Source organism: Terrabacter sp. 2YAF2, assembly GCF_052114705.1.
GTDB lineage: Bacteria > Actinomycetota > Actinomycetes > Actinomycetales > Dermatophilaceae > Terrabacter.
In genome coordinates this window covers 85328-104816 of sequence record NZ_JBFRFG010000003.1, presented here as the reverse complement: position 1 = coordinate 104816, position 19489 = coordinate 85328, and the positions used below count along the sequence as shown (strand labels likewise).

16 protein-coding genes are annotated in these 19489 nt (G+C 72.4%); 4 read left to right on the top strand and 12 right to left on the bottom strand.

Going from position 1 to position 19489, the window contains the following annotated elements:
- Nucleotides 1-117: 117 nt before the first annotated feature.
- From lgt to AB4030_RS04615, 11 genes are all read right to left on the bottom strand, one after another.
- Nucleotides 118-1125, bottom strand: coding sequence for a prolipoprotein diacylglyceryl transferase (lgt, locus tag AB4030_RS04665; RefSeq protein ID WP_442278029.1), 1008 nt, complete (start codon nucleotides 1123-1125; stop codon nucleotides 118-120).
- Nucleotides 1122-1922 carry a tryptophan synthase subunit alpha gene (gene trpA / locus AB4030_RS04660; protein ID WP_442278028.1) on the bottom strand — a complete coding sequence of 267 codons (801 nt, stop codon included), beginning with the start codon at nucleotides 1920-1922 and terminating at the stop codon, nucleotides 1122-1124. Before trpA ends, lgt begins: the two co-directional genes overlap by 4 nt.
- Nucleotides 1919-3181 carry a tryptophan synthase subunit beta gene (gene trpB, locus AB4030_RS04655; RefSeq protein ID WP_442278027.1) on the bottom strand — a complete coding sequence of 421 codons (1263 nt, stop codon included), beginning with the start codon at nucleotides 3179-3181 and terminating at the stop codon, nucleotides 1919-1921. The genes trpA and trpB overlap by 4 nt, the downstream gene beginning before the upstream one ends.
- A 2-nt stretch (nucleotides 3182-3183) precedes the next feature.
- Complete coding sequence (gene trpC / locus AB4030_RS04650) at nucleotides 3184-4011, bottom strand: indole-3-glycerol phosphate synthase TrpC (protein ID WP_442278026.1); 828 nt, start codon at nucleotides 4009-4011, stop codon at nucleotides 3184-3186.
- 5 nt (nucleotides 4012-4016) lie between these two features.
- Nucleotides 4017-4286: an HGxxPAAW family protein gene (locus AB4030_RS04645; protein WP_442278025.1), complete on the bottom strand. Its 270-nt coding sequence runs from the start codon at nucleotides 4284-4286 to the stop codon at nucleotides 4017-4019.
- Between the two features lie 57 nt (nucleotides 4287-4343).
- A complete protein-coding gene (locus tag AB4030_RS04640; RefSeq protein ID WP_442278024.1) occupies nucleotides 4344-4973 on the bottom strand; it encodes a Trp biosynthesis-associated membrane protein in 630 nt (209 codons plus the stop codon).
- Nucleotides 4970-6550, bottom strand: coding sequence for an anthranilate synthase component I (locus AB4030_RS04635; RefSeq protein WP_442278023.1), 1581 nt, complete (start codon nucleotides 6548-6550; stop codon nucleotides 4970-4972). Before AB4030_RS04635 ends, AB4030_RS04640 begins: the two co-directional genes overlap by 4 nt.
- Before the next feature lie 283 nt (nucleotides 6551-6833).
- A complete protein-coding gene (gene hisI, locus AB4030_RS04630) occupies nucleotides 6834-7250 on the bottom strand; it encodes a phosphoribosyl-AMP cyclohydrolase (protein ID WP_442278022.1) in 417 nt (138 codons plus the stop codon).
- A gap of 23 nt (nucleotides 7251-7273) precedes the next feature.
- Nucleotides 7274-9085 carry an ABC transporter ATP-binding protein gene (locus AB4030_RS04625; protein ID WP_442278021.1) on the bottom strand — a complete coding sequence of 604 codons (1812 nt, stop codon included), beginning with the start codon at nucleotides 9083-9085 and terminating at the stop codon, nucleotides 7274-7276.
- Nucleotides 9082-10950 carry an ABC transporter ATP-binding protein gene (locus AB4030_RS04620; RefSeq protein WP_442278020.1) on the bottom strand — a complete coding sequence of 623 codons (1869 nt, stop codon included), beginning with the start codon at nucleotides 10948-10950 and terminating at the stop codon, nucleotides 9082-9084. Before AB4030_RS04620 ends, AB4030_RS04625 begins: the two co-directional genes overlap by 4 nt.
- Nucleotides 10951-10999: 49 nt before the next feature.
- Nucleotides 11000-12031 carry a GNAT family N-acetyltransferase gene (locus tag AB4030_RS04615; protein ID WP_442278019.1) on the bottom strand — a complete coding sequence of 344 codons (1032 nt, stop codon included), beginning with the start codon at nucleotides 12029-12031 and terminating at the stop codon, nucleotides 11000-11002.
- A gap of 74 nt (nucleotides 12032-12105) precedes the next feature.
- Between AB4030_RS04615 and AB4030_RS04610 the strand changes: the two genes are divergently transcribed.
- Nucleotides 12106-12747 carry a TIGR03085 family metal-binding protein gene (locus AB4030_RS04610; protein ID WP_442278018.1) on the top strand — a complete coding sequence of 214 codons (642 nt, stop codon included), beginning with the start codon at nucleotides 12106-12108 and terminating at the stop codon, nucleotides 12745-12747.
- Between the two features lie 40 nt (nucleotides 12748-12787).
- On the opposite strand, the gene hisF is transcribed toward AB4030_RS04610, so the two are convergent.
- Nucleotides 12788-13561: an imidazole glycerol phosphate synthase subunit HisF gene (gene hisF, locus AB4030_RS04605; protein WP_442278017.1), complete on the bottom strand. Its 774-nt coding sequence runs from the start codon at nucleotides 13559-13561 to the stop codon at nucleotides 12788-12790.
- Nucleotides 13562-13605: 44 nt separating this feature from the next.
- On the opposite strand from hisF, the gene AB4030_RS04600 reads away from it, so the two are divergent.
- The 3 genes from AB4030_RS04600 to AB4030_RS04590 all read left to right on the top strand — a co-directional run bounded on the left by AB4030_RS04600 (nucleotide 13606) and on the right by AB4030_RS04590 (nucleotide 19471).
- On the top strand, nucleotides 13606-14193 hold the full coding sequence (locus AB4030_RS04600) for a hypothetical protein (RefSeq protein WP_442278016.1): 588 nt from the start codon (nucleotides 13606-13608) through the stop codon (nucleotides 14191-14193).
- 2 nt (nucleotides 14194-14195) lie between these two features.
- Nucleotides 14196-15392, top strand: coding sequence for an MFS transporter (locus tag AB4030_RS04595; RefSeq protein ID WP_442278015.1), 1197 nt, complete (start codon nucleotides 14196-14198; stop codon nucleotides 15390-15392).
- A 257-nt stretch (nucleotides 15393-15649) separates the two neighbouring features.
- Nucleotides 15650-19471, top strand: coding sequence for an IPT/TIG domain-containing protein (locus AB4030_RS04590; RefSeq protein ID WP_442278014.1), 3822 nt, complete (start codon nucleotides 15650-15652; stop codon nucleotides 19469-19471).
- Nucleotides 19472-19489 lie beyond the last annotated feature (18 nt).

Genomic DNA, 19489 nt, shown 5'->3' with positions numbered 1-19489 from the left:
ACAGGCGTTTCAGGAGACGATATCGGAGTGGCCGCTCGTCCTACCTGTTGATACGGCGGATTCCAAATCCTGAGACGTCGTGCTCATCACCTCGGCCACGACACGGCACAAAATGCGTCACGGCTGCGCCGGACGGTCCACCTTCGGCTCGCTGGGGGCGGTGTCGTTCGGCCCGTCGGGGGCGGTCTGGACCGGAGGATCTTCGGCGTCCCCCCGCCCGAGCTCGGCGCCGTCCGCGTCGGCCGGCGCGGAAGGGGCGACGGGCTGCTCCATGCGGCCGAAGCGGCGCCACAGGTAGACCCCGAGCAGGAACACGAGGATCGAGACCCAGGTGTTGACGCGCTGGCCGAGGATGAGGTTGGCCGAGTCGCTGCGCATGTTCTCGATGACGATGCGCCCGACCGGGTAGCCCATGACGTAGGCCGCGAAGACCTGGCCGGCCTTGAGCGGGCGACGGCGGCCCAACCAGATGAGGAAGGCCGCGAGCAGCAGGCACCAGAGCGCCTCGTAGAGGAACGTCGGCTGGAAGTAGCCCTTGACGACGGGGTTGCCCTGGGCGTCGACGACGGCGCGGCCGAGAGAGGTGTCCCACTCGTAGATGCGCAGCTTCCAGGGCAGGTCGGTCGGAGCGCCGTAGATCTCGTTGTTGAACCAGTTGCCGAACCGGCCCATCGCCTGGGCGATCGCCAGGCCGGGCGCGGCGGCGTCGACGAAGTCACGGAAGGCGACGCCGTTCTTGCGGCAGCCGATCCACGCCCCGACGGCCCCCAGCGCGACCGCGCCCCAGATGCCGAGACCACCCTCGTAGATGGCGAAGGCCTTCCACGGGTCGCCGTTCTGGCCGAAGTACGGCTGCGGGGTGGTGATGAGGTGGTAGAGCCGTCCGCCGACGATGCCGAAGGGCACGGCCCACGCGGAGATGTCGATGGCGATGCCCTTGCGGTGCCCCCGGACCTCGAGGCGCTTCTGCGTCAGCCAGACCGCGACGACGATGCCGGCGAGGATGCACAGGGCATACCCGCGGATCGGCAGGGGTCCGAGGTGCCAGACGCCGACGCTCGGCGACGGGATCTCAGCCGGGAGTGCCGCTTCGATGGCGGCGGGCACGCCGGCGAGCAGGCTCATGACCGGCTCCGGCGCACGCCGTCGGCGAGCTCGCGGGCCAGGGCGCCGAGCGCGTCGAGGCCCTCCTGCTCGGAGTCGGCCTCGGTGAGGCACCGCACGAGCGCGGAGCCGACGATGACGCCGTCGGCGTAGCGGCCGACCTCGGCCGCCTGGTCGCCGGTCGAGACCCCCAGGCCCACGCAGACCGGCAGGTCGGTGTGCTCGCGCGTGCGGGACACGAGTGCGTCGGCGGCGTCGCCGACGCTGGCGCGCGCCCCCGTGACACCCATGACGGCGGTCGCGTAGACGAAGCCGCGGCACTGGGAGGTGACGGCCTGGAGCCGCTCGGGCGTCGAGCTCGGGGCGACGAGGAAGACCTTGTCGAGGTCGTGGGCATCGGCGGCCGTGATCCAGTCGCCGGCCTCGTCGGGGATGAGGTCGGGCGTGATGAGCCCAGCTCCCCCTGCGGCGGCGAGGTCGGCGGCGAAACGCTCGACCCCGTAGCGCAGGACGGGGTTCCAGTACGTCATGACCAGCGCACCGGCGCCGGCGGCCGAGACCTCCCGCGCAGCGGTGAAGATGTCGCTCAGGTGCACGCCGCCGGCCAGCGCGCGCACGGCGGCGTCCTGGATGACCGGACCGTCCATGACGGGGTCGCTGTAGGGAACACCGATCTCGACGATGTCGACCCCGGATTCGACGAGGACCTTCATCGCCTTGATCGAGCCCTCGACGGTGGGGAAACCGACCGGGAGGTAGCCGATGAGGGCCGCACGGTTGTCGGCCCGGCACTTCTCGATGACGGTGCCGACGCTCACTGCTCGACCCCCATGGCCTTGGCGCCGCCGTCGTCGTCGGGGAGGCGGGTCCCGCCCTCCTCGTCGATGAGGCCGAACCACTCGGCCGCGGTGTGCACGTCCTTGTCGCCGCGCCCCGAGAGGTTGACGAGCAGGACGGCGTCAGGGCCGAGCTCGCGCCCGACCTTCATCGCACCCGCGAGCGCGTGCGCGCTCTCGATCGCCGGCAGGATGCCCTCGGTGCGCGACAGCAACGAGAGCGCCTCCATGGCCTCGACGTCGGTGATCGGGCGGTACTCCGCCCGGCCCGACTCGAGCAGGTGGGCGTGCTCGGGGCCGACGCTGGGATAGTCCAGACCCGCCGACACGCTGTGCGACTCGACGGTCTGGCCGTCGGAGTCCTGCAGGACGTACGTGAAGGCACCGTGGAGGACGCCCGGGACGCCCGCCGCGAAGCGCGCGGCGTGTTTGCCGCTCGCGACGCCCTCGCCACCCGCCTCGAAGCCGATGAGGCGCACCGCTTCGTCGTCGATGAAGCGGTGGAAGATGCCGATGGCGTTGGATCCGCCGCCGACGCAGGCGAGCACGGCGTCGGGCAGGCGTCCGACGAGGTCGAGCACCTGCTGGCGCGCCTCGACCCCGATGACCCGGTGGAAGTCGCGGACCATCTCGGGGAACGGGTGCGGACCGGTCACCGTGCCGAGGACGTAGTGGGTCGTCGAGACGTTGGCCACCCAGTCGCGGAACGCCTCGTTGACGGCGTCCTTGAGCGTCTTGCTGCCGTTGTCGACGGGCACGACGGTCGCGCCGAGCAGGCGCATCCGCGCGACGTTGAGCGCCTGGCGCTCGGTGTCCTTGCGGCCCATGTAGACGACGCACTCGAGCCCCAGCAGGGCCGCAGCGGTGGCCGTTGCCACTCCGTGCTGGCCGGCGCCGGTCTCCGCGATGACGCGGGTTTTGCCCATGCGCTTGGTGAGCAGGGCCTGGCCGAGGACGTTGTTGATCTTGTGGGACCCCGTGTGGTTGAGGTCCTCGCGCTTGAGGATGACGCGGGCGCCGCCGCAGTGCTCGGCGAACCGGGGCACCTCGGTGATGATGCTGGGCCGACCGGTGTACGTGCGCTGGAGTCGCTCGAGCTCACCGACGAACGCGGGGTCGACGACGGCCTTGCGCCAGACCTCCTCGAGCTGCTCGAGGGCGGGGATCAGCGCCTCGGGGACGTAGCGTCCACCGAACCCCCCGAAGCGGCCGTATGCCGGCACGTTGGATGTCGTGGTCATGCTCACTCTCCTGCTGCGCCGGGGCGGGCCTGGGCCCGGACCGCGGTCGCGGCGTCGATGAAGCCGCGGATCGCGGCCTCGGGGGCACCGTCCTTGACGAGGGCCTCGCCGACGAGGACCGCACCGGCGCCGGCGCGGACGTAGGCGGCCACGTCGGCCGGCCCGCCCACGCCGGACTCGGCCACGCCGATGACACCCTCGGGAACGCGAGGCAGCAGGTCGGTGACGGTGCGAGGGTCGACCTCGAGGGTCTTGAGGTTGCGGGCGTTGACGCCGACGAGAACGGGGTCGAGCGCGAGCGCGCGGTCGAGCTCGGCGGCGTCGTGGACCTCGATGAGGGCCGTCATGCCGAGCTCGCGGGCCTGGTCGTGCAGGTCACGCAGCAGCGCGTCGTCGAGCGCGGCGACGATGAGCAGGATGAGGTCGGCGCCGTGGGCCCGGGCCTCGGTCACCTGGTAGGCGTCGACCATGAAGTCCTTGCGCAGCAAGGGAGTCCGGACAGCGGCACGCACCTCGTCGAGGTCCGCGAGACTGCCGGAGAACCGGCGCTCCTCGGTGAGCACGCTGATGGCGCTCGCCCCGCCCGCGGCATACGACCGCGCCAGCTCGCCCGGCTCAGGAATGTCCGCGAGCGCGCCCTTGCTCGGGCTCGACCGCTTGACCTCGGCGATGACGGCGACGCCCTCGGCCGAGCGCATGCCGGGCATCGGGTCGAGGGCCGGGGGCACCGACGCGAGCCGCGCCTCGAGGCCAGCGAGCGGCAGCGCGGCACGACGGCGCCCGAGATCCTCGCGGACGCCGCTGATGATCCCGTCGAGAACCGTCGGCACTGCTCTCAGCTCTTGCCGACGGTGCCGGTGCCCGACTCGTCGGGGGCGTCGACGACCGAGCCTGCCTGCGCGTGGTGACCGTTCTGGCCGTAGCCCGCCATAGACATCGTCTTGCCCGCAGCGACACCGGCCACGATGACGACGGCACCGATGATGCCGAGGACCAGGCTGGGGATCACGACAGCGACGGATGCGATTGCCGTGCCGAGCAGGATGATCCCGACCCCGGTCCAGGCGGCGGTGCTGTGACCGTGGTCCTCGTGCTGCTCTTCCATGGCGTCCTCTCTGTTCGGTCGGCTCCACTTGCGTGCGGGCCGACGTCGTTCATTCTGTCAGGTCTCGTCAGGGGCGTCGCGCAGGGTCGGGTCCCGGCCCTCGGACAGCTCGTCCCACGTGGTGCGGACCTCACCCCGGGGTCCGCTCGCGGGCTTGTCACCGCGTTCGTAGCGTCCTGAGAGGCCGGCCCAGGACCGGCTCGAGACGGCGGTCAGGACGGCTCCGATCGCCAGCAGAGCGGCGACGAGCACCGCCGCCCAGGCCCACGCGGTGCTCGAACCCGTGGCCGCGGGCGCCGTGGTGCGGGCGAGCTCGCGTGCGACGGCTTCGGCCACCGTGTCGACCGGGCGCAGCGCGACGAGGAGGGTCATCGCCAGGGCACCGAGCGAGGCCAGCACGATGACGACGGCGGCGACGGCACGGATGACACGCCCACCGGTCATGAGGCCGAGCAGGGCCACGACGCAGACCGCCGTGAGTCCGACGACCCCCGGCGCGGCCGCGCCACCGGTCACCTCCGTGAACGCCTGGCTGAGGACGTCGCGGGACTCGCCGCTCGCCCAGGTCCGCGTGGTGAGGCCGAGCAGCAGGGCTGCCGGGAGGAGGACTGCCAGCGCCGCGCGCTTCTTGTCGAGGACGAGGGGCCCGCGGCGGGTCGGGTCGGCGGTCGGTCCGGTCGAGGTCATGCGCGGTGGTCTCCGAGCGGTCGCAGGCCCGCCGCGGCAGCCACGGCGCGCAGGGCGGCGGCGGCCTTGTTGACCGTCTCCTCGTACTCGAGGTGCGGCACCGAGTCGGCCACGATGCCTGCTCCGGCCTGGACGTGCGCCAGGCCGTCCTTGATCAGGGCCGTGCGGATCGCGATCGCCATGTCGAGGTCGCCGGCGAAGTCGAGGTAGCCGACGACGCCGCCGTAGAGACCGCGACGCAGCCCCTCGTAGGCGTCGATGAGCGCCATGGCGCGAGGCTTCGGCGCTCCGCTCAGCGTGCCTGCGGGGAACGTCGCGACGAGCGCGTCGTAGGCGCTCCGGTCGTCGCGGAGGTCGCCGACGACAGTCGACTCGATGTGCATGATGTGGCTGTAGCGCCGGATCGACATGAAGTCGACGGTGTCGACGGTGCCGGCGCGGCAGATGCGCTGGAGGTCGTTGCGGGCGAGGTCGACGAGCATGAGGTGCTCGGCCCGCTCCTTGGCGTCGCCGAGCAGCTCCTCCGCGAGGTGAGCGTCGTGGTCGGGGCTCTTGCCGCGCGGGCGCGAGCCGGCGATCGGGTGGGTGATCGCCTGCCTCCCCGTCACCTTGATGAGGGCCTCGGGGCTCGAGCCGACGATGTCGTAGGCCGAGCCGTCGGGGTGCGGCAGGCGCAGGAGGTACATGTACGGGCTGGGGTTGCTGACCCGCAGCGCCCGGTAGACGTCGAGGGCGTCGGCCCGGCACGGCACGGTGAAGCGCTGCGAGACCACGATCTGGAAGGCCTCGCCGGCGCGGATCGCCTCCTTGGCCTCCTCGACCATGGACTCGAACTCCGGCTGGGTGTGGCTGCTCGTCGGGCGGCTCTCGATCGGCTCGATGGTGGCGACCGTGCTCGGCGCCGGCGCCGCGAGCTCGTCGGTCATCCGGTCGAGCCGGGCGACGGCGCCGGCCCAGGCGTCCTCGATGCGCTCGTCGGTCGCGTCGTGGTTGACGGCGTTGGCGATGAGCAGCAGGGACCCGTCACTGTGGTCGAAGACAGCGAGGTCGGTGGTGAGCATCATCGCGACCTCGGGAAGGTCGAGCTCGTCCCGGCCGCCGTCGGGCACGCTCTCCCACCGGCGCACGGCGTCGTAGGTGATGGCACCGACGAGGCCGCCGGTCAGCGGCGGCAGGCCCGGCGTGCGCGGGGTGGCGAGGGCCGCGACCGTGTCGCGGACCGCCTGGGCGGGATCGCCGTGGGTGGGCAGACCGATCGGTGGTTCGCCGATCCAGTAGGCGCTCCCGTCCTTCTCGGTCAGGGTCGCAGCGCTGCGGGCTCCGACGATCGAGTAGCGCGACCACACGCCCCCGTGCTCCGCGGACTCGAGCAGGAACGTGCCCGGAGCGTCCTTGGCGAGCTTGCGGTAGACACCGACCGGCGTCTCGGCGTCGGCCAGCACGCGGCGTACGACCGGGATGACACGGCGGTGCTCGAGCGCGAGCTCGGTGAACACCTCGAGGCTCGGCCACGTGCGGCCCCACGCGAGGTCGGCGTGCGGCGCAGGGGTGGCGAGCGAGGTGTTCGAGTCGGGCACCGAGCCATTCTCGCCCACCCGGTCGTATGCCGTGTCCCCGCCTCCACCGTCGAGAGGCCACGTGTGGCCGCCCCTCCACCGTCGAGAGGCCACATGTGGGCGCGGCAAGCGGCGCGTCTTTCGAGGGCCCGCGGCCGCACGTGGGCTCTCGACGTTTAGGAGGCGGCCGAACGTGGCCTCTCGACGTTTAAGAGGCGGCCATACGTGGCCTTTCGACGTTTAAGAGGCGGCCGAACGTGGCCTTTCGACGGTCAGCAGGCGGCCATACGTGGCCTTTCGACGGTCAGGAGGAGGAGGGGGCGGTGGCGTCGGGGGCGGGATTCCCGACGGTGGCGGGGAGGACTCGGGCGTCGAAGCAGGTGCGGTCTCCGGTGTGGCACGCCGCGCCGACCTGGTCGACCGAGAGCAGCAGCGCGTCCCCGTCACAGTCGAGGCGCACGCCCTTGACCCACTGCACGTGGCCGCTCGTGTCGCCCTTGCGCCAGTACTCCTGCCGGCTGCGCGACCAGAACGTCACACGGCCCTCTCCGAGCGTGCGGCGCAGCGCCTCGTCGTCCATCCAGCCGACCATGAGGACGTCGCCGGTGTCGTGCTGCTGCACCACGGCGGCGACGAGTCCGTGCTCGTCGCGCTTGAGCAGCCCGGCGATCTGCGGGTCGAGGGCGGTCGGGTCGGGGATCGGGTCACTGGCGTCGGTCACCCGGACATTCTGCCGTGGACTCCTCAGACCGCCTGCTGCTGGGCGACCCAGGACTCGTGCAGCTTCGAGTAGACGCCACCGAGGCGGACGAGCTCGGTGTGGGGACCGCGCTCGACGATGCGACCGGCGTCGACGACGATGACCTCGTCGGCGGCCTGCGCGGTCGAGAGCCGGTGCGCGATGGCGATGGACGTGCGACCGCGGGTCAACGAGTCGAGGGCTCGCTGGATGCGCACCTCGGTGCTCGGGTCGACCGCGGACGTGGCCTCGTCGAGGACGAGCAGGTCGGGGTCGGCGAGGTAGGCCCGGGCGAGCGCGACGAGCTGGCGCTCCCCCGCCGAGAGGGACTCCCCGCGCTGCCCGACATCCGTCGCCAGCCCCAGCGGGAGCGTGGACACCCAGGGGTCCAGTCCGAGCTCCGTGAGCGTGAGCCGGACGTCCTCCTCACTGGCCTCGGGCCGGCCGAAGCGGATGTTGTCGAGCAGCGTGCCGTCGAAGAGGAAGCCCTCCTGCGGCACGAGCACGACGCGGGACCGGAGTGAGGAGAAGCGGATCGTGCGCAGGTCGACCCCGTCGAGGAGCACCTGCCCACTGCTCGAGTCCATGAGCCGGGTCAGCAGCTTGGCCAGCGTCGACTTGCCCGATCCGGTCTCGCCCACGATGGCGACCCGACTGCGCGGCGCGATGGTCAGGTCGATGTCGTGGAGCACGGGGGCGCCACCGGGATAGGCGAACCCGACCTCGTTGAACTGCACGGTGATCGGCCCACGCGGCAGCGTCACGCCGGACTCGCCTGGGTCGGAGACGTCGGCGGGCGTGTCGATGATGCCGATAACGCGGCGCCAGCCGGCGACGGCGTTCTGCATCTCGTTGAGGATCTCGGTGGCCTGCTGCACGGGTTGAGTGAAGAGGTTGACGAGGAAGAGGAACGCGAGCAGCTCGCCGAGGGTGAGGCTCCCCCGCGCGGCGAGGACCGTGCCGACGACGAGGACGACCGCGGTCGTCAGACCGGAGACGAGCTGGCCCGAGGTGAACGCGACGACGGACCGGGCCTGCGCGCCGATGGCGGCCTTGCGGTGCGCCTCGACGGCGGCGTCGATGCGCTCGGCCGTGCGGTCCTCGACGCCGTAGGCGCGGATCGCCTGGGCACCGACGACGGCCTCGGAGATGGCGCCGAGCATGTCCCCGACGCGCTCGCGCACCCGCGTGTAGGCCCGGCCGACGACGCCCTGGAACTTGCGGATGATGACGAACAGCGGCACGAAGCAGAGCCAGACGACGAGGCCGAGCAGCGGGCTGTAGACCACCATGAGCACCGTCGCGAGCGTGATCTGCGCGATGTTGATCAGCAGCATGAGCCCGCCGAACTGCACGAACATCGAGATCGTGTCGACGTCGGACGTCACGCGGGAGACGAGCGACCCGCGCCGTTCGCTGTTCTGCGTCAGCATCGCGAGGTCGTGGATGTGACGGAACGCCTTGAGCCGCAACGTCGCCAGGCCGTTCTCGGACGACCGGAAGAGGCGGATGTTGACGAAGTAGGCGGAGAACGCCGTCACGACGACGCCGACGAGCGCGATCCCGATGTAGCGCGCGACGACCGCCATGTCGGGGCCGCCGGCAGCGAGGATGCCGTTGTCGGTGATGCGCTGGACGACGAAGGGCACGAGCACCCGGCCGAGGGTCGACAGCACGGCGAGCAGCACCGTGACCCAGATGCCCTTGCGCAGCTCGGGTGAGAGCTCGACTCCACGACGCAGCGTCTGCCACGTCGTCATCTCCTTGCCCGTCGCGACACCGTGGTGCTCCACGAGGACCTGGGACCGCATGCTCATCGGGAGACCTCCTCGGCCGCGTCGGCTCCGCGCCCGCGGTCGTCGCCGTACTCCTCGTCGGCGGCGATCGCCTCGCGTTCCGCGGCCTCGCGGGCGTATGCCGTGACGAGCCGTTCGTAGCCCACGCACCTGCCGAGCAGCTGGCCGTGCGAGCCGTGGTCGACGACGCGTCCGGCCTCCATGTAGACGACCTCGTCGGCGAGCAGGATCGTGGCCATCCGGTACGCGACGACGAGGACCGTCGTCCCCGAGCTCGCCTCACGCAACCGGGCCAGGATGGCCTGCTCGACGCTGGGGTCGACGGCGGAGGTGGCGTCGTCGAGGATGAGCAGCTGGGGCTCGCGGATCACGGCGCGCGCCAAGGCGATTCGCTGGCGCTGACCCCCGGAGAGGCTGGCGCCGCGCTCGCCCACCCGGGTCTCGAGCCCGTCGGGCAGCTTCTCGACGAAGCCGGCACCCTGCGCGACGTGCAGGGCACGCCAGACTCTCTCGTCGTCGTGCTCGACACCGAGCGTGATGTTGCCGCGGACGCTGTCGTCGAACATGAAGGTCTGCTGCGCCACGAGCGCGGCCACGTCGCTGACGCCCCCGCGCCGCACCTCGCGCAGGTCGACCCCGTCGACGAGCACGGCGCCTGAGTCGGGGTCGACGAGGCGCATGACGAGGTTGGTCAGCGTCGACTTGCCGCTGCCAGTGGGTCCGACGATCGCGACCGTCGCTCCGGGCGCGACGTCGAGGGTGACGTCGACGACGGCCGGGTTGCGGTCGGCCTCGCCGGCCTCGGTCTCGATCTCGTAGGCGTACGCGAGTCGCTCGGTCTGAAGGTGGCTCGCGGTGCCCGACGGGAGTGAGCGCTCGCCGAACTCCATGCTGCCCGTCGCGTCGAGGACCGCCGACACGCGGTTCCAGCCGACGACCGCACGGGGCAGCTCCGCGAGGACCCAGCCGAGCGCGCGCACGGGGAACGCGAGGATGGAGAAGAGGTAGGCGATCTGGACGACCTCGGCGGCCGTCAGCTGGCCGCTGCTCACGCGCAGCGTGCCGACGAAGAGCACGGCCAGCGTGCCGATCGTGGGGATGGCCTCGATGGCCGGGTCGAACCGGCCACGGGTGCGGCCGACCTCGATGTTGGCGTCGCGCAGCTCGTGGGTCACGACGCGGAAGCGCTCGGCCTCGTGGTCCTCGCGCCCGAGCGACTTGACGATCAGGGCGGCCTCGAAGCTCTCGTGGGCGACCTCGGAGACGTCGGCGCGCAGCTGCTGGGCGCGGGTCACCCGCGGCGACATGGCGCGCTGGAAGGCGACGTTGGCCAGGAAGAGCATCGGGAAGACGGTGAGCCCGACGAGGGCCAGCCACGGGTCGACGATGACCATCTGGACGATGCCGAAGACGAGCATGACGACGACACCGAGGGCCATCGGCAGGGGCGCGAAGATGTTCCAGGTCGCCTCGACGTCGGCGTTCGCGTTGGAGAGCAGCTGACCCGACGGGTGCTTGTGGTGCCAGCTGAGCGGGAGCCGGAGGTACTGTCGCGTGACCTGGCGGCGGTACATCGCACCGAGGTTGTACATCGCGACGCCGCCGGCGACGCGGCGACCGATGACGCCGACGATCGTCGTCAGCACGACGGCGGCCATGACGCCGCCGATGAACCACAGCTGGGAGGCCGTCACGTGCCCGGCCGCGATGGCCGGGGCGACGGCGCGATTGACGACGAAGCCGATCGCGGCTGCCGTGAGGCTCGTCATGACGCCGTAGACGACGCTCCCGAGCACGGCGACGGCGAACCAGCGCGGCTGGTCCTTGATGCCCCGCCCGATGACGGCGAGACCCTCTCGGAGGGTCGAGGTGGGCGGGACGTTCACGGTGTGCTGCTCCCCTGGTGACGTGCTCTGTGGTCGACCCCACAGCCTCTCACGTGGCGCTGACACCCCGGTCACCCGCACGCCTCGCCCAGAACCACTCCGCGCCGGCACCCGCCCCGGGCTCCTCGATCCGCCGGAACCCCAGCCGCGCCAGGACCCGGTGGCTCGCGACGTTGTCCGGTTCGGTGTGGGCCACGACGGACAGCCCGGACGCCTCGAGCGAGCGCACCATCCCGGACAGGACGTCCGTCATGAGCCCGCCACCCCGGGCCTGCGGGACCAGGCCGTAGCCGACCTCGACCACGCCGTCCACCGGCGGACCGAAGCAGCCGATCGAACCGACGACGAGGGCGTCGGACCGCCGGACGATGTGGCGCGGGGACCACGCGTCCGGACCCGAGGCCGTCATCCCGACGGCGTCGAGGTCGTCCTCGCGGGGGTAGCCCTCGGCCCAGTCGGCCCGGTGCTCCCCGGCGCGCATCGCGGCGGCGTCCTCGGGGGTGATGGGCACGAGCCGCGCGTCCCGCGTCTCGATCGGTCCCGGACCGATCGGCCGGGCGGGCGCCCCCGTGCGCACCCAGTGCCGCAGCACCCCGTCTCGCTCGTCCTCGACGACGCCCCCGGCCGAGGCGATGGTGCGGGCGGACGCGAAGTTGTCGACGTCGCACGTCACGAGCACGGGGTCGATGCCTCGCGCCGCGGCCAGCGCGAGGGCGAGGCCGAGCGCCTCACGCGCGACGCCCTGACGCCGGGCACCCGGCGACACGGCATACCCGATGTGGCCGCCCTCGGCGAGCAGCGACGGGGTGAGCGCGTGCCGCACCGCGATGGTGCCGACGACGCGTCCGTCACGCACGATCCACCGGTTCGACGACGGCACCCGCCCCTCGGGCAGCGCCTCGTCAGCGCGTTCCATCCTGCCCAGCCAGTCCACCCACTCCTCGAACACGGCGCGGTCGCGCAGCCGGTCGCGGTCGCCCGGCCGGTAGCCCGAGCCGTGGATGGTGGCGCCGGCGAAGTCCTCGACCATCTCCCACCACGAGTCGGCCAGGTCGACGGTGGGGCGCACGAGCTCGATCACCGTCCGACCCTAGAGAGCGGCCGCCCTCGACGGCCACCCGATTCGGGCCGAGCAGTCCCTGAGAGGATGGGGTCATGACGCGCCACGCCCAGTCCGAACGCCTCCAGCTCTGCGACGAGCTCGACCGGCTCGGGCCCGACGCGCCGACCCTGTGCGAGGGCTGGGACACCCGCGACCTGGCGGCGCACCTCGTCATCCGGGAGGGACGGCCCGACCTCGCCGTCGGCACCGTCGTCCCGTTCCTCTCCGGCCGCCTCGAGCGCGAGCAGCACCGGATGGCGCAGGGCGACTACGCCGCCCTCGTCGACCGGGTCCGTCACGGTGCACCCGCGTGGAACCCCATGTCCCGCCCCAAGCTCGACGAGCTGACCAACCTCGTCGAGTTCTTCGTGCACCTCGAGGACGTTCGCCGGGCACAGCCCGACTGGGAGCCGCGCGAGCTGCCCGCGGCGCTGCAGGGCAAGCTGTGGTCGGCGCTCAAGCGCTCCGCCCGACTGACGTTCCGCAAGTCCGCGACCGGCATCGTCCTCATCGGCGAGGGACAGGGGCGGTATGCCGCGAAGCTGCCCGACCACCACGGCACCGTCGTGCTCCGCGGGGCCCCGGCCGAGCTCGTCCTCTACGCGTACGGCCGCGCGGCCGTGGCACGGGTCGAGCTCGAGGGCGATGCCGACGACATCGCGGCGCTGCAGCAGGCCGACCTCGGCATCGGCTGACGCGGCGGCGCTGCGCCCTACAACGCTGCCGCGCCCGAGGTCACCGGACGGTGAGACCGGCCGACCGCAGGGCGTCCTTGACCTGACCGACGGTGAGCTCGCGGTAGTGGAAGACACTCGCGGCGAGCACCGCGTCGGCGCCCGCCTCGACGGCCGGCGCGAAGTGCTCGACGCGCCCGGCGCCGCCGCTCGCGATGACGGGCACCGACACCGCCGCCCGCACGCGGCGGATGAGCTCGAGGTCGAAGCCGTGCTTCGTGCCGTCGGCGTCCATCGAGTTGAGCAGGATCTCCCCCGCTCCGAGCTCGGCGGCCCGCGCGCACCAGTCGACCGCGTCGAGGTCGACCGGGGTGCGGCCGCCGTGCGTCGTCATGACGAAGTCGTCCGTGGGCTGCCCGTCGTCGCCGAGACGACGGCGGACGTCGGCCGACAGGACCAGCACCTGCGCACCGAATCGGCTCGCGATCTCGGCGATCAGCTCGGGCCGGGCGATCGCTGCGGTGTTGACCCCGACCTTGTCGGCGCCTGCGCGCAGCAGGCGGTCGACGTCGTCGACGGTCCGCACGCCACCACCGACCGTGAGCGGGATGAAGACCTGCTCCGCGGTGCGGCGCACGACGTCATAGGTGGTCTCCCGGTCGCCGCTGCTCGCCGTCACGTCGAGGAAGGTCAGCTCGTCGACGCCCTGCTCGTCGTAGAGCTTGGCCAGCTCGACCGGGTCGCCGGCGTCGCGGAGGTTCTCGAAGTTGACGCCCTTGACGACCCGGCCCGCGTCGACGTCCAGGCAGGCGATGACTCTCGTGGCGACCGGCATGCGACAAATCTAGGCCAGTGGCGCCGATGGGTAGTCTCGCGCCCATGTGGGACGACGTGACGCGGGCGCCGCGCGAGGACCATGTCACCGCCGTCGTGTCGCTCGCGCTCGCCGCGCGGGCCCGGTGCGGCGACGTCGTCGTCATCGCCCTCGACGGTCCGAGCGGTGCCGGCAAGACGACGCTGGCCCGCGGCGTCGAGCTGGCGCTCGAACCGGTCGCTCCCGTGGCCGTCGTGCACATGGACCACCTCTACCCCGGCTGGGACGGGTTGGCCCGGGGCCCAGGGCTCCTCACCACGCAGGTGCTGGAGCCGCTCGCCCGAGGCGAGCGGGCGGCATACCGGATCTGGAGCTGGGTGCGCGACGAATGGGCCGGCTCGCGCGAGGTGCCCCCGTGCCGCTTCCTCGTCGTGGAGGGGTGCGGCTCCAGCGTGCAGCCGGCGGGGGCGTATGCCGCCGTGTCCGTCTTCGTCGACGCCGAGGTCGCGCTGCGGAGGTGCCGTGGGCTCGAGCGCGACGGCGAGGCCTACCGTCCGCAGTGGGAGCGCTGGGCCAGGCAGGAGACGGTGCTCTTCACGGCCGACGCGACCAGGCAGCGCGCCGACCTCGTCCTCGACACATCTAGTCTCTGACGGTGCGCACACGTCGACGAGCGGTCCGGCCCCTCCCCGCGGTGTGGGTGATGGCCGTCGCGCTCGTCGCGGTCGCCGCCAACCTGCGGATCGCGATCACGAGCGTCCCCCCGCTGCTCGACGCGATCTCCACGGACCTCGGTCTCAGCCATGCCGCCGCGGGGGCGCTGACGACCCTGCCGGTCCTCTGCATGGGTGTCTTCGCCCCCGTGGCGAGCCGGATCGCCCACCGCACCGGCGCGGCGGGCGCCGTCCTCGGGGCCGTCATCGGCATCCTCGCGGGGACGGCAAGCCGCTTCGCCGGCGACCACGTCGTCGTGCTCTACGCGGGGACGTTCGTCTGCGGTGTCGGGATCGCCGTGGCCGGCACGCTGCTCCCCCGCCTCGTCAAGACCTACTTCCCTCCCGAGCGCACCGGTCTCGTCACCGGCCTCTACATGCTGGCGATGATGGGCGGCGCCGCGCTGAGCTCGGCGATCGCCGTGCCCCTGGCCGACCGGCTCGGCAGCTGGCAGGCCTCGCTCGGCTCGTGGTCAGTCGTCGCCCTCGTCGGTGCCCTCGCCTGGGCCCCGTTCACCGTGCGCGCCAACCCGCACCACACGCCCGACGAGGAGGGGCCGGGTCGCCTCCCCTGGGGCCACCCCACGGCCTGGCTCGTCGCCGGCTACCTCGCCCTCCAGTCCTGGTGCTTCTACTCCGCCGTCACGTGGCTCGCCCCGACCTACGTCGAGCACGGCTGGTCCCGTGAGTCGGCCGGCTTCCTCGCGGCGGCATTCAGCGGGGCGCAGATCGTCTCGGGGCTGCTCGGCCCCGTCCTCAGCGACCGCACGCACGACATGCGTCGGCTCCTGCTGCCTGCGGCGACCCTCGGTGTCGCCGGTTCCGTCGGCATCTGGCTCGCCCCGCTGACGGCGCCGTGGCTGTGGGCGGTCGTGACCGGCCTCGGCCAGGGAGCCGCGTTCTCCCTCGCCCTCGTCCTCCTCGTGCGCTACACGCGGACGCCGGAGGCGAGCGGGCGGCTCACCGGCATGGCCTTCCTCATCTCCTACGGCATCGCCTCGATCGGCCCGGTCGCCATGGGCCTGGTGCGCGACGTGACCGGCGGCCTGTCGCTGGTCTGGGCCGTCCTCGCGGCGATCGGCGTGGTGCAGGCCGTCGTCGTGGTGAGGCTGCGCCCCGACCTCCGCCGGGTCGGCTGAGTCGCAGCACCCCGAAGAACCAATCGAAAGAGCAATCCGTCCCCGTTTCGCGTCAGGCATCCTGGCCCGGAACCGGACGGATTGCTCTTTCGATTGGGCGGGGGGTTCCCTCGGGGGCGTGAGGCTGAGTCGCACCGCTCCGTCACCCGCGGGGCTCGTGATGCAGTTGAGACGCACAATTCGGGTCAAACGGCGTACAACGGAGGACAAACCTGTGCAGAATGCACGACGACGTGCTGACTGCAAGGAGACCGACGATGCTGCCTCGCCCCACCCCGGTGACCGAGCCTGAGCGCGAGGCCACCCCAGCGAGCCCGGGCCGCCTCGTCGCCGCGCTCATCGCGCTGGTCCTCGTCGCGGGCATCCCCGGCCTCGTGGGCGCCGTCCCCGCCGCCGCACTCACCGCTCCGTCGGCCGTCAGCCTGTCGGTCGTCGCCGGGCCGACTCGCGGTGGCACGGTCGTCGACCTGTCGGGTTCCGGGGTGGGCGCGACCACGAAGGTCTTGTTCGGCACGACCACCGTCACCCGCGTCACGCGCTTGTCGACCACGAAGGTCCGGGTGGTCACCCCGGCCCACGGCCCGGGCCTCGTGAGTGTTCGCGTTGCCACGCCGACCGGCTCCTCACCCGTGTCCTCTCGGTCCACCTTCTCCTTCGACGCCGTTCCCACCCTCGGTGCCCTCTCGTCGCGGAGCGGGTCGTCGCGTGGCGGAACGACCGTCACCCTGACCGGAACGGGTCTGCAGCGGGCGAGCTCGGTCCACTTCGGATACGCCGCGGCCACCGGACTCACCCGCCTCTCCGCGACCCAGGTCCGCGTGACCGTCCCGGCCCACCCCGCCGGCCCGGTCGATGTGCGGGTCACCACGCCGGGAGGCACGTCGCCCATCACGGGTGCGGGCCGCTTCACCTACATCGCCCCGCCCGTCGTCAGGACGCCGACGGTCACGAGCCTGTCCGTGTCGGCCGGCCCGGTCCGGGGAGGCACCGTCTTCGTCGTGGGCGGGACCAACTTCACCGGGACGACGCACGTCACCTTCGGTGGGACGACCGCCGGCTTCACGGTGCTGTCGAGCACCCAGCTGCGGGTCACGGCCCCGGCGCGCCCGGCCGGCCTCGCCAACGTCCAGGTGCGCACGGCGGCCGGTCTCTCACCAGCGACCACCGCGAACGCCTACTCCTACGAGGCCCTCCCGACGCTGACCGGCGCGTCCCCCGCCTCGGGGCCGACGACGGGCGGCACGGTCGTCACGCTGACGGGCACAGGCCTCGGCCGCGCGACCGCGGTGCAGCTCGGCACCGCCACGACGACGCAGGTCGTCCGGGTCTCGGCCACGACGCTCCGCGTCACCACCCCGGCCGGCGCCGCGGGCACGGTCGACGTACGCGTCACGACGCCGGGTGGCACGTCGGCTGCGACGACGCGCGCTCGCTTCGCCTTCCAGGCAACCGCGCCGGCCGTGACCTCGCTGTCGACCACCGCCGGCCCGCTCAGTGGTGGCACTCGCGTCACCGTGACCGGGGTCGGTTTCGTCGGCGTGACCCGCGTGAACCTCGATGGCACGCCCATCCCCTTCACCGTGTTGTCAGCCACGACCATCGCAGTCACGACACCCGCCCACTCCGCAGGGCCCGTCGGCCTCACCGTCACGACCCCGTACGGCACGTCGCCCGACGGCGCGTCGAGCACCTTCGCGTTCGATCCCGCGCCGGCGATCGCGTCGGTGTCGCCGCAGACCGGTCCGCCGAGCGGAGGCACCGTCGTCACGGTGACGGGCACCGGCCTCACCCGAGCCACCACGATCAGCTTCGGCACGGTGACGGCCACCAACCTGGTTCGGGTCTCGGACACGACGGTGCGCGTCACGACGCCTGCCCACGCATCCGGGCCGGTCGACGTGCTCGTCACCACCCCGGGCGGCACGTCCGCCGCCGGGGCGGGAGCCCGGTATGCCTTCGGCTCGCCACCCGCCGTCACCGGGCTGTCTGCTGTCGCAGGGCCACTGACCGGAGGCACGGTCGTGACCATCTCCGGCACCGGGCTCGGCGAGGCCACCGCGGTGCAGTTCGGCTCCGTCGCGGGCACCGGTCTCGTCCGGGTGTCCGACAGCTCGCTGCGGATCACCGCCCCGGCGCAGGCCGAGGGCGCGGTCACGGTCCGTGTCGTGAACGCCAACGGGACGAGCCCCGAGACCGACAAGGGCCTCTTCACCTACGTCGGGGTGCCTGCCGTCTCGGCGCTGTCGACGCCGGCCGGCCCGCTGAGCGGCGGTGCCGTCGTCATCACGGGGACGCGGCTCGGCCTCGCCACCGGTGTGGACTTCGGCACGACGCCGGGCACCGGGCTCGTGCGGGTCTCGGACACCGAGCTGCGCATCACCGCCCCGGGACGCCCGGCGGGCCCCGTCGACGTGCGCGTCACGACGCCCGGCGGCGTCTCGCCGGTGGTCCCGGCAGGGCAGTTCACCTACCAGGCCGTCCCGACCGTGACCGCCTTGTCCCCCGCCCTCGCTCCGACGAAGGGCGGCGGCAGCGTCACGCTGACCGGGACGGCATACGACCGGGTCTCCGCAGTGACCTTCGGAGGCGTCGCCGCGACCACGGTGACCCGCCTGTCGGCGACCCAGCTCGTCGTCACCGTGCCGCCCCAGGCCGAGGGCGACGTCGACGTGCGCGTCACCACCCCTGGTGGCACCTCGGCGGTCGTGCCCGGCGGACGCTTCACCTACCAGAACCCACCCGTCATCAGCTCCGTCACCCCGGCCTCCGGCCCGTTGAGCGGTGCCGTCATCACCCTGAGCGGCACCTCGTTCACCGACGTCAGCGCTGTGCAGTTCGACGGCGTCGCCGCGACATCCTGGACCCGGGTGTCTGCCACGGCACTGACCGCCGTCGTGCCGGCCCGCCCGGCGACCGGTCCCATCACGATCCGCGTCACCACCCGGGCCGGTGCGGTCGAGCGCACCGACGGCTTCACCTATGTCGCCGGCGCCACCCTGACGCCCGGCCAGGTGCTCTCGCCCGACACCGCCCTGCGGTCCCCCTCGGGCACGTACACCGCCACGATGCAGGCGGACGGCAACCTCGTCGTCGCGACGTCAGCCGGCGCCAGCCGTTGGACGAGCGCGACGCCCGGTGCCGGCAACCGCCTCGAGGTGCGCGCCGACGGCAACGTCGTCATCCTGCGCACGAACGGCACGGTCGCCTGGTCGAGCGGCACCAACGGCTGGACCGGGGGCGTGCTCACCCTGACCGACCAGGGGCTGCTCCAGGTGCGTCAGGGCACGACGACCGTGTGGGACCACCGCGGCGTCCGCTACGACCAGATGCTGCCCGGACAGGTCCTGCGCCCCGGCGAGTCGCTGGTCTCGACGAGCCAGGGGTGGAGCCTCGCCATGCAGAACGACGGCAACCTCGTGCTCAGCTCGGCCCAGGGCAAGCGCCAGTGGGCGGCCTTCACCTCGGGCAGCGGCAGCACGGCCACGATGCAGACCGACGGCAACTTCGTCGTCCGCGACAGCCGCGGCGTCATCCTGTGGTCGACGCAGACCAGCGGTGCCGGATCGGTCGTGCGCGTGCTCGCCACCGGCAACGTCGCCGTCTACCAGGGCTCCGTCGTCACGTGGGCCATCACCGGCGGCCCCGCGCCGTCGGGCTGGGCGTGCTACTCGCGGGCCACCCAGGACTGCATCCAGCGGTTCGGCTACTACGGGCAGCGCGCCTGGTACTACCCCGTCGACGCGTGGGGCAACAACTGCACGAACTACTCGGCCTACCGCCTGTCCCGCGACGGGGTGCAGAACCCGGGCAACCTCGGCAACGCCAACACGTGGGACGACAATGCGCGGGCCAAGGGCTTCGCCGTCGACCAGAGCCCGCGGGTCGGTGACATCGCGCAGTGGAACTCCAACCACGTCGCCTACGTCGACTGGGTCAGCGCCGACGGCAACACGATCGCGATCTCAGAGAGTGGCTACGGCGGCACGGTGCTCGGAAAGACGTATACCTCGATGAGCGGCCGCCGGATCATCCCGCGCAGCAGCTACTCCTGGCCGTCGAACTTCATCCACTTCCGCTGACGGCTCCGCAACGCCTCG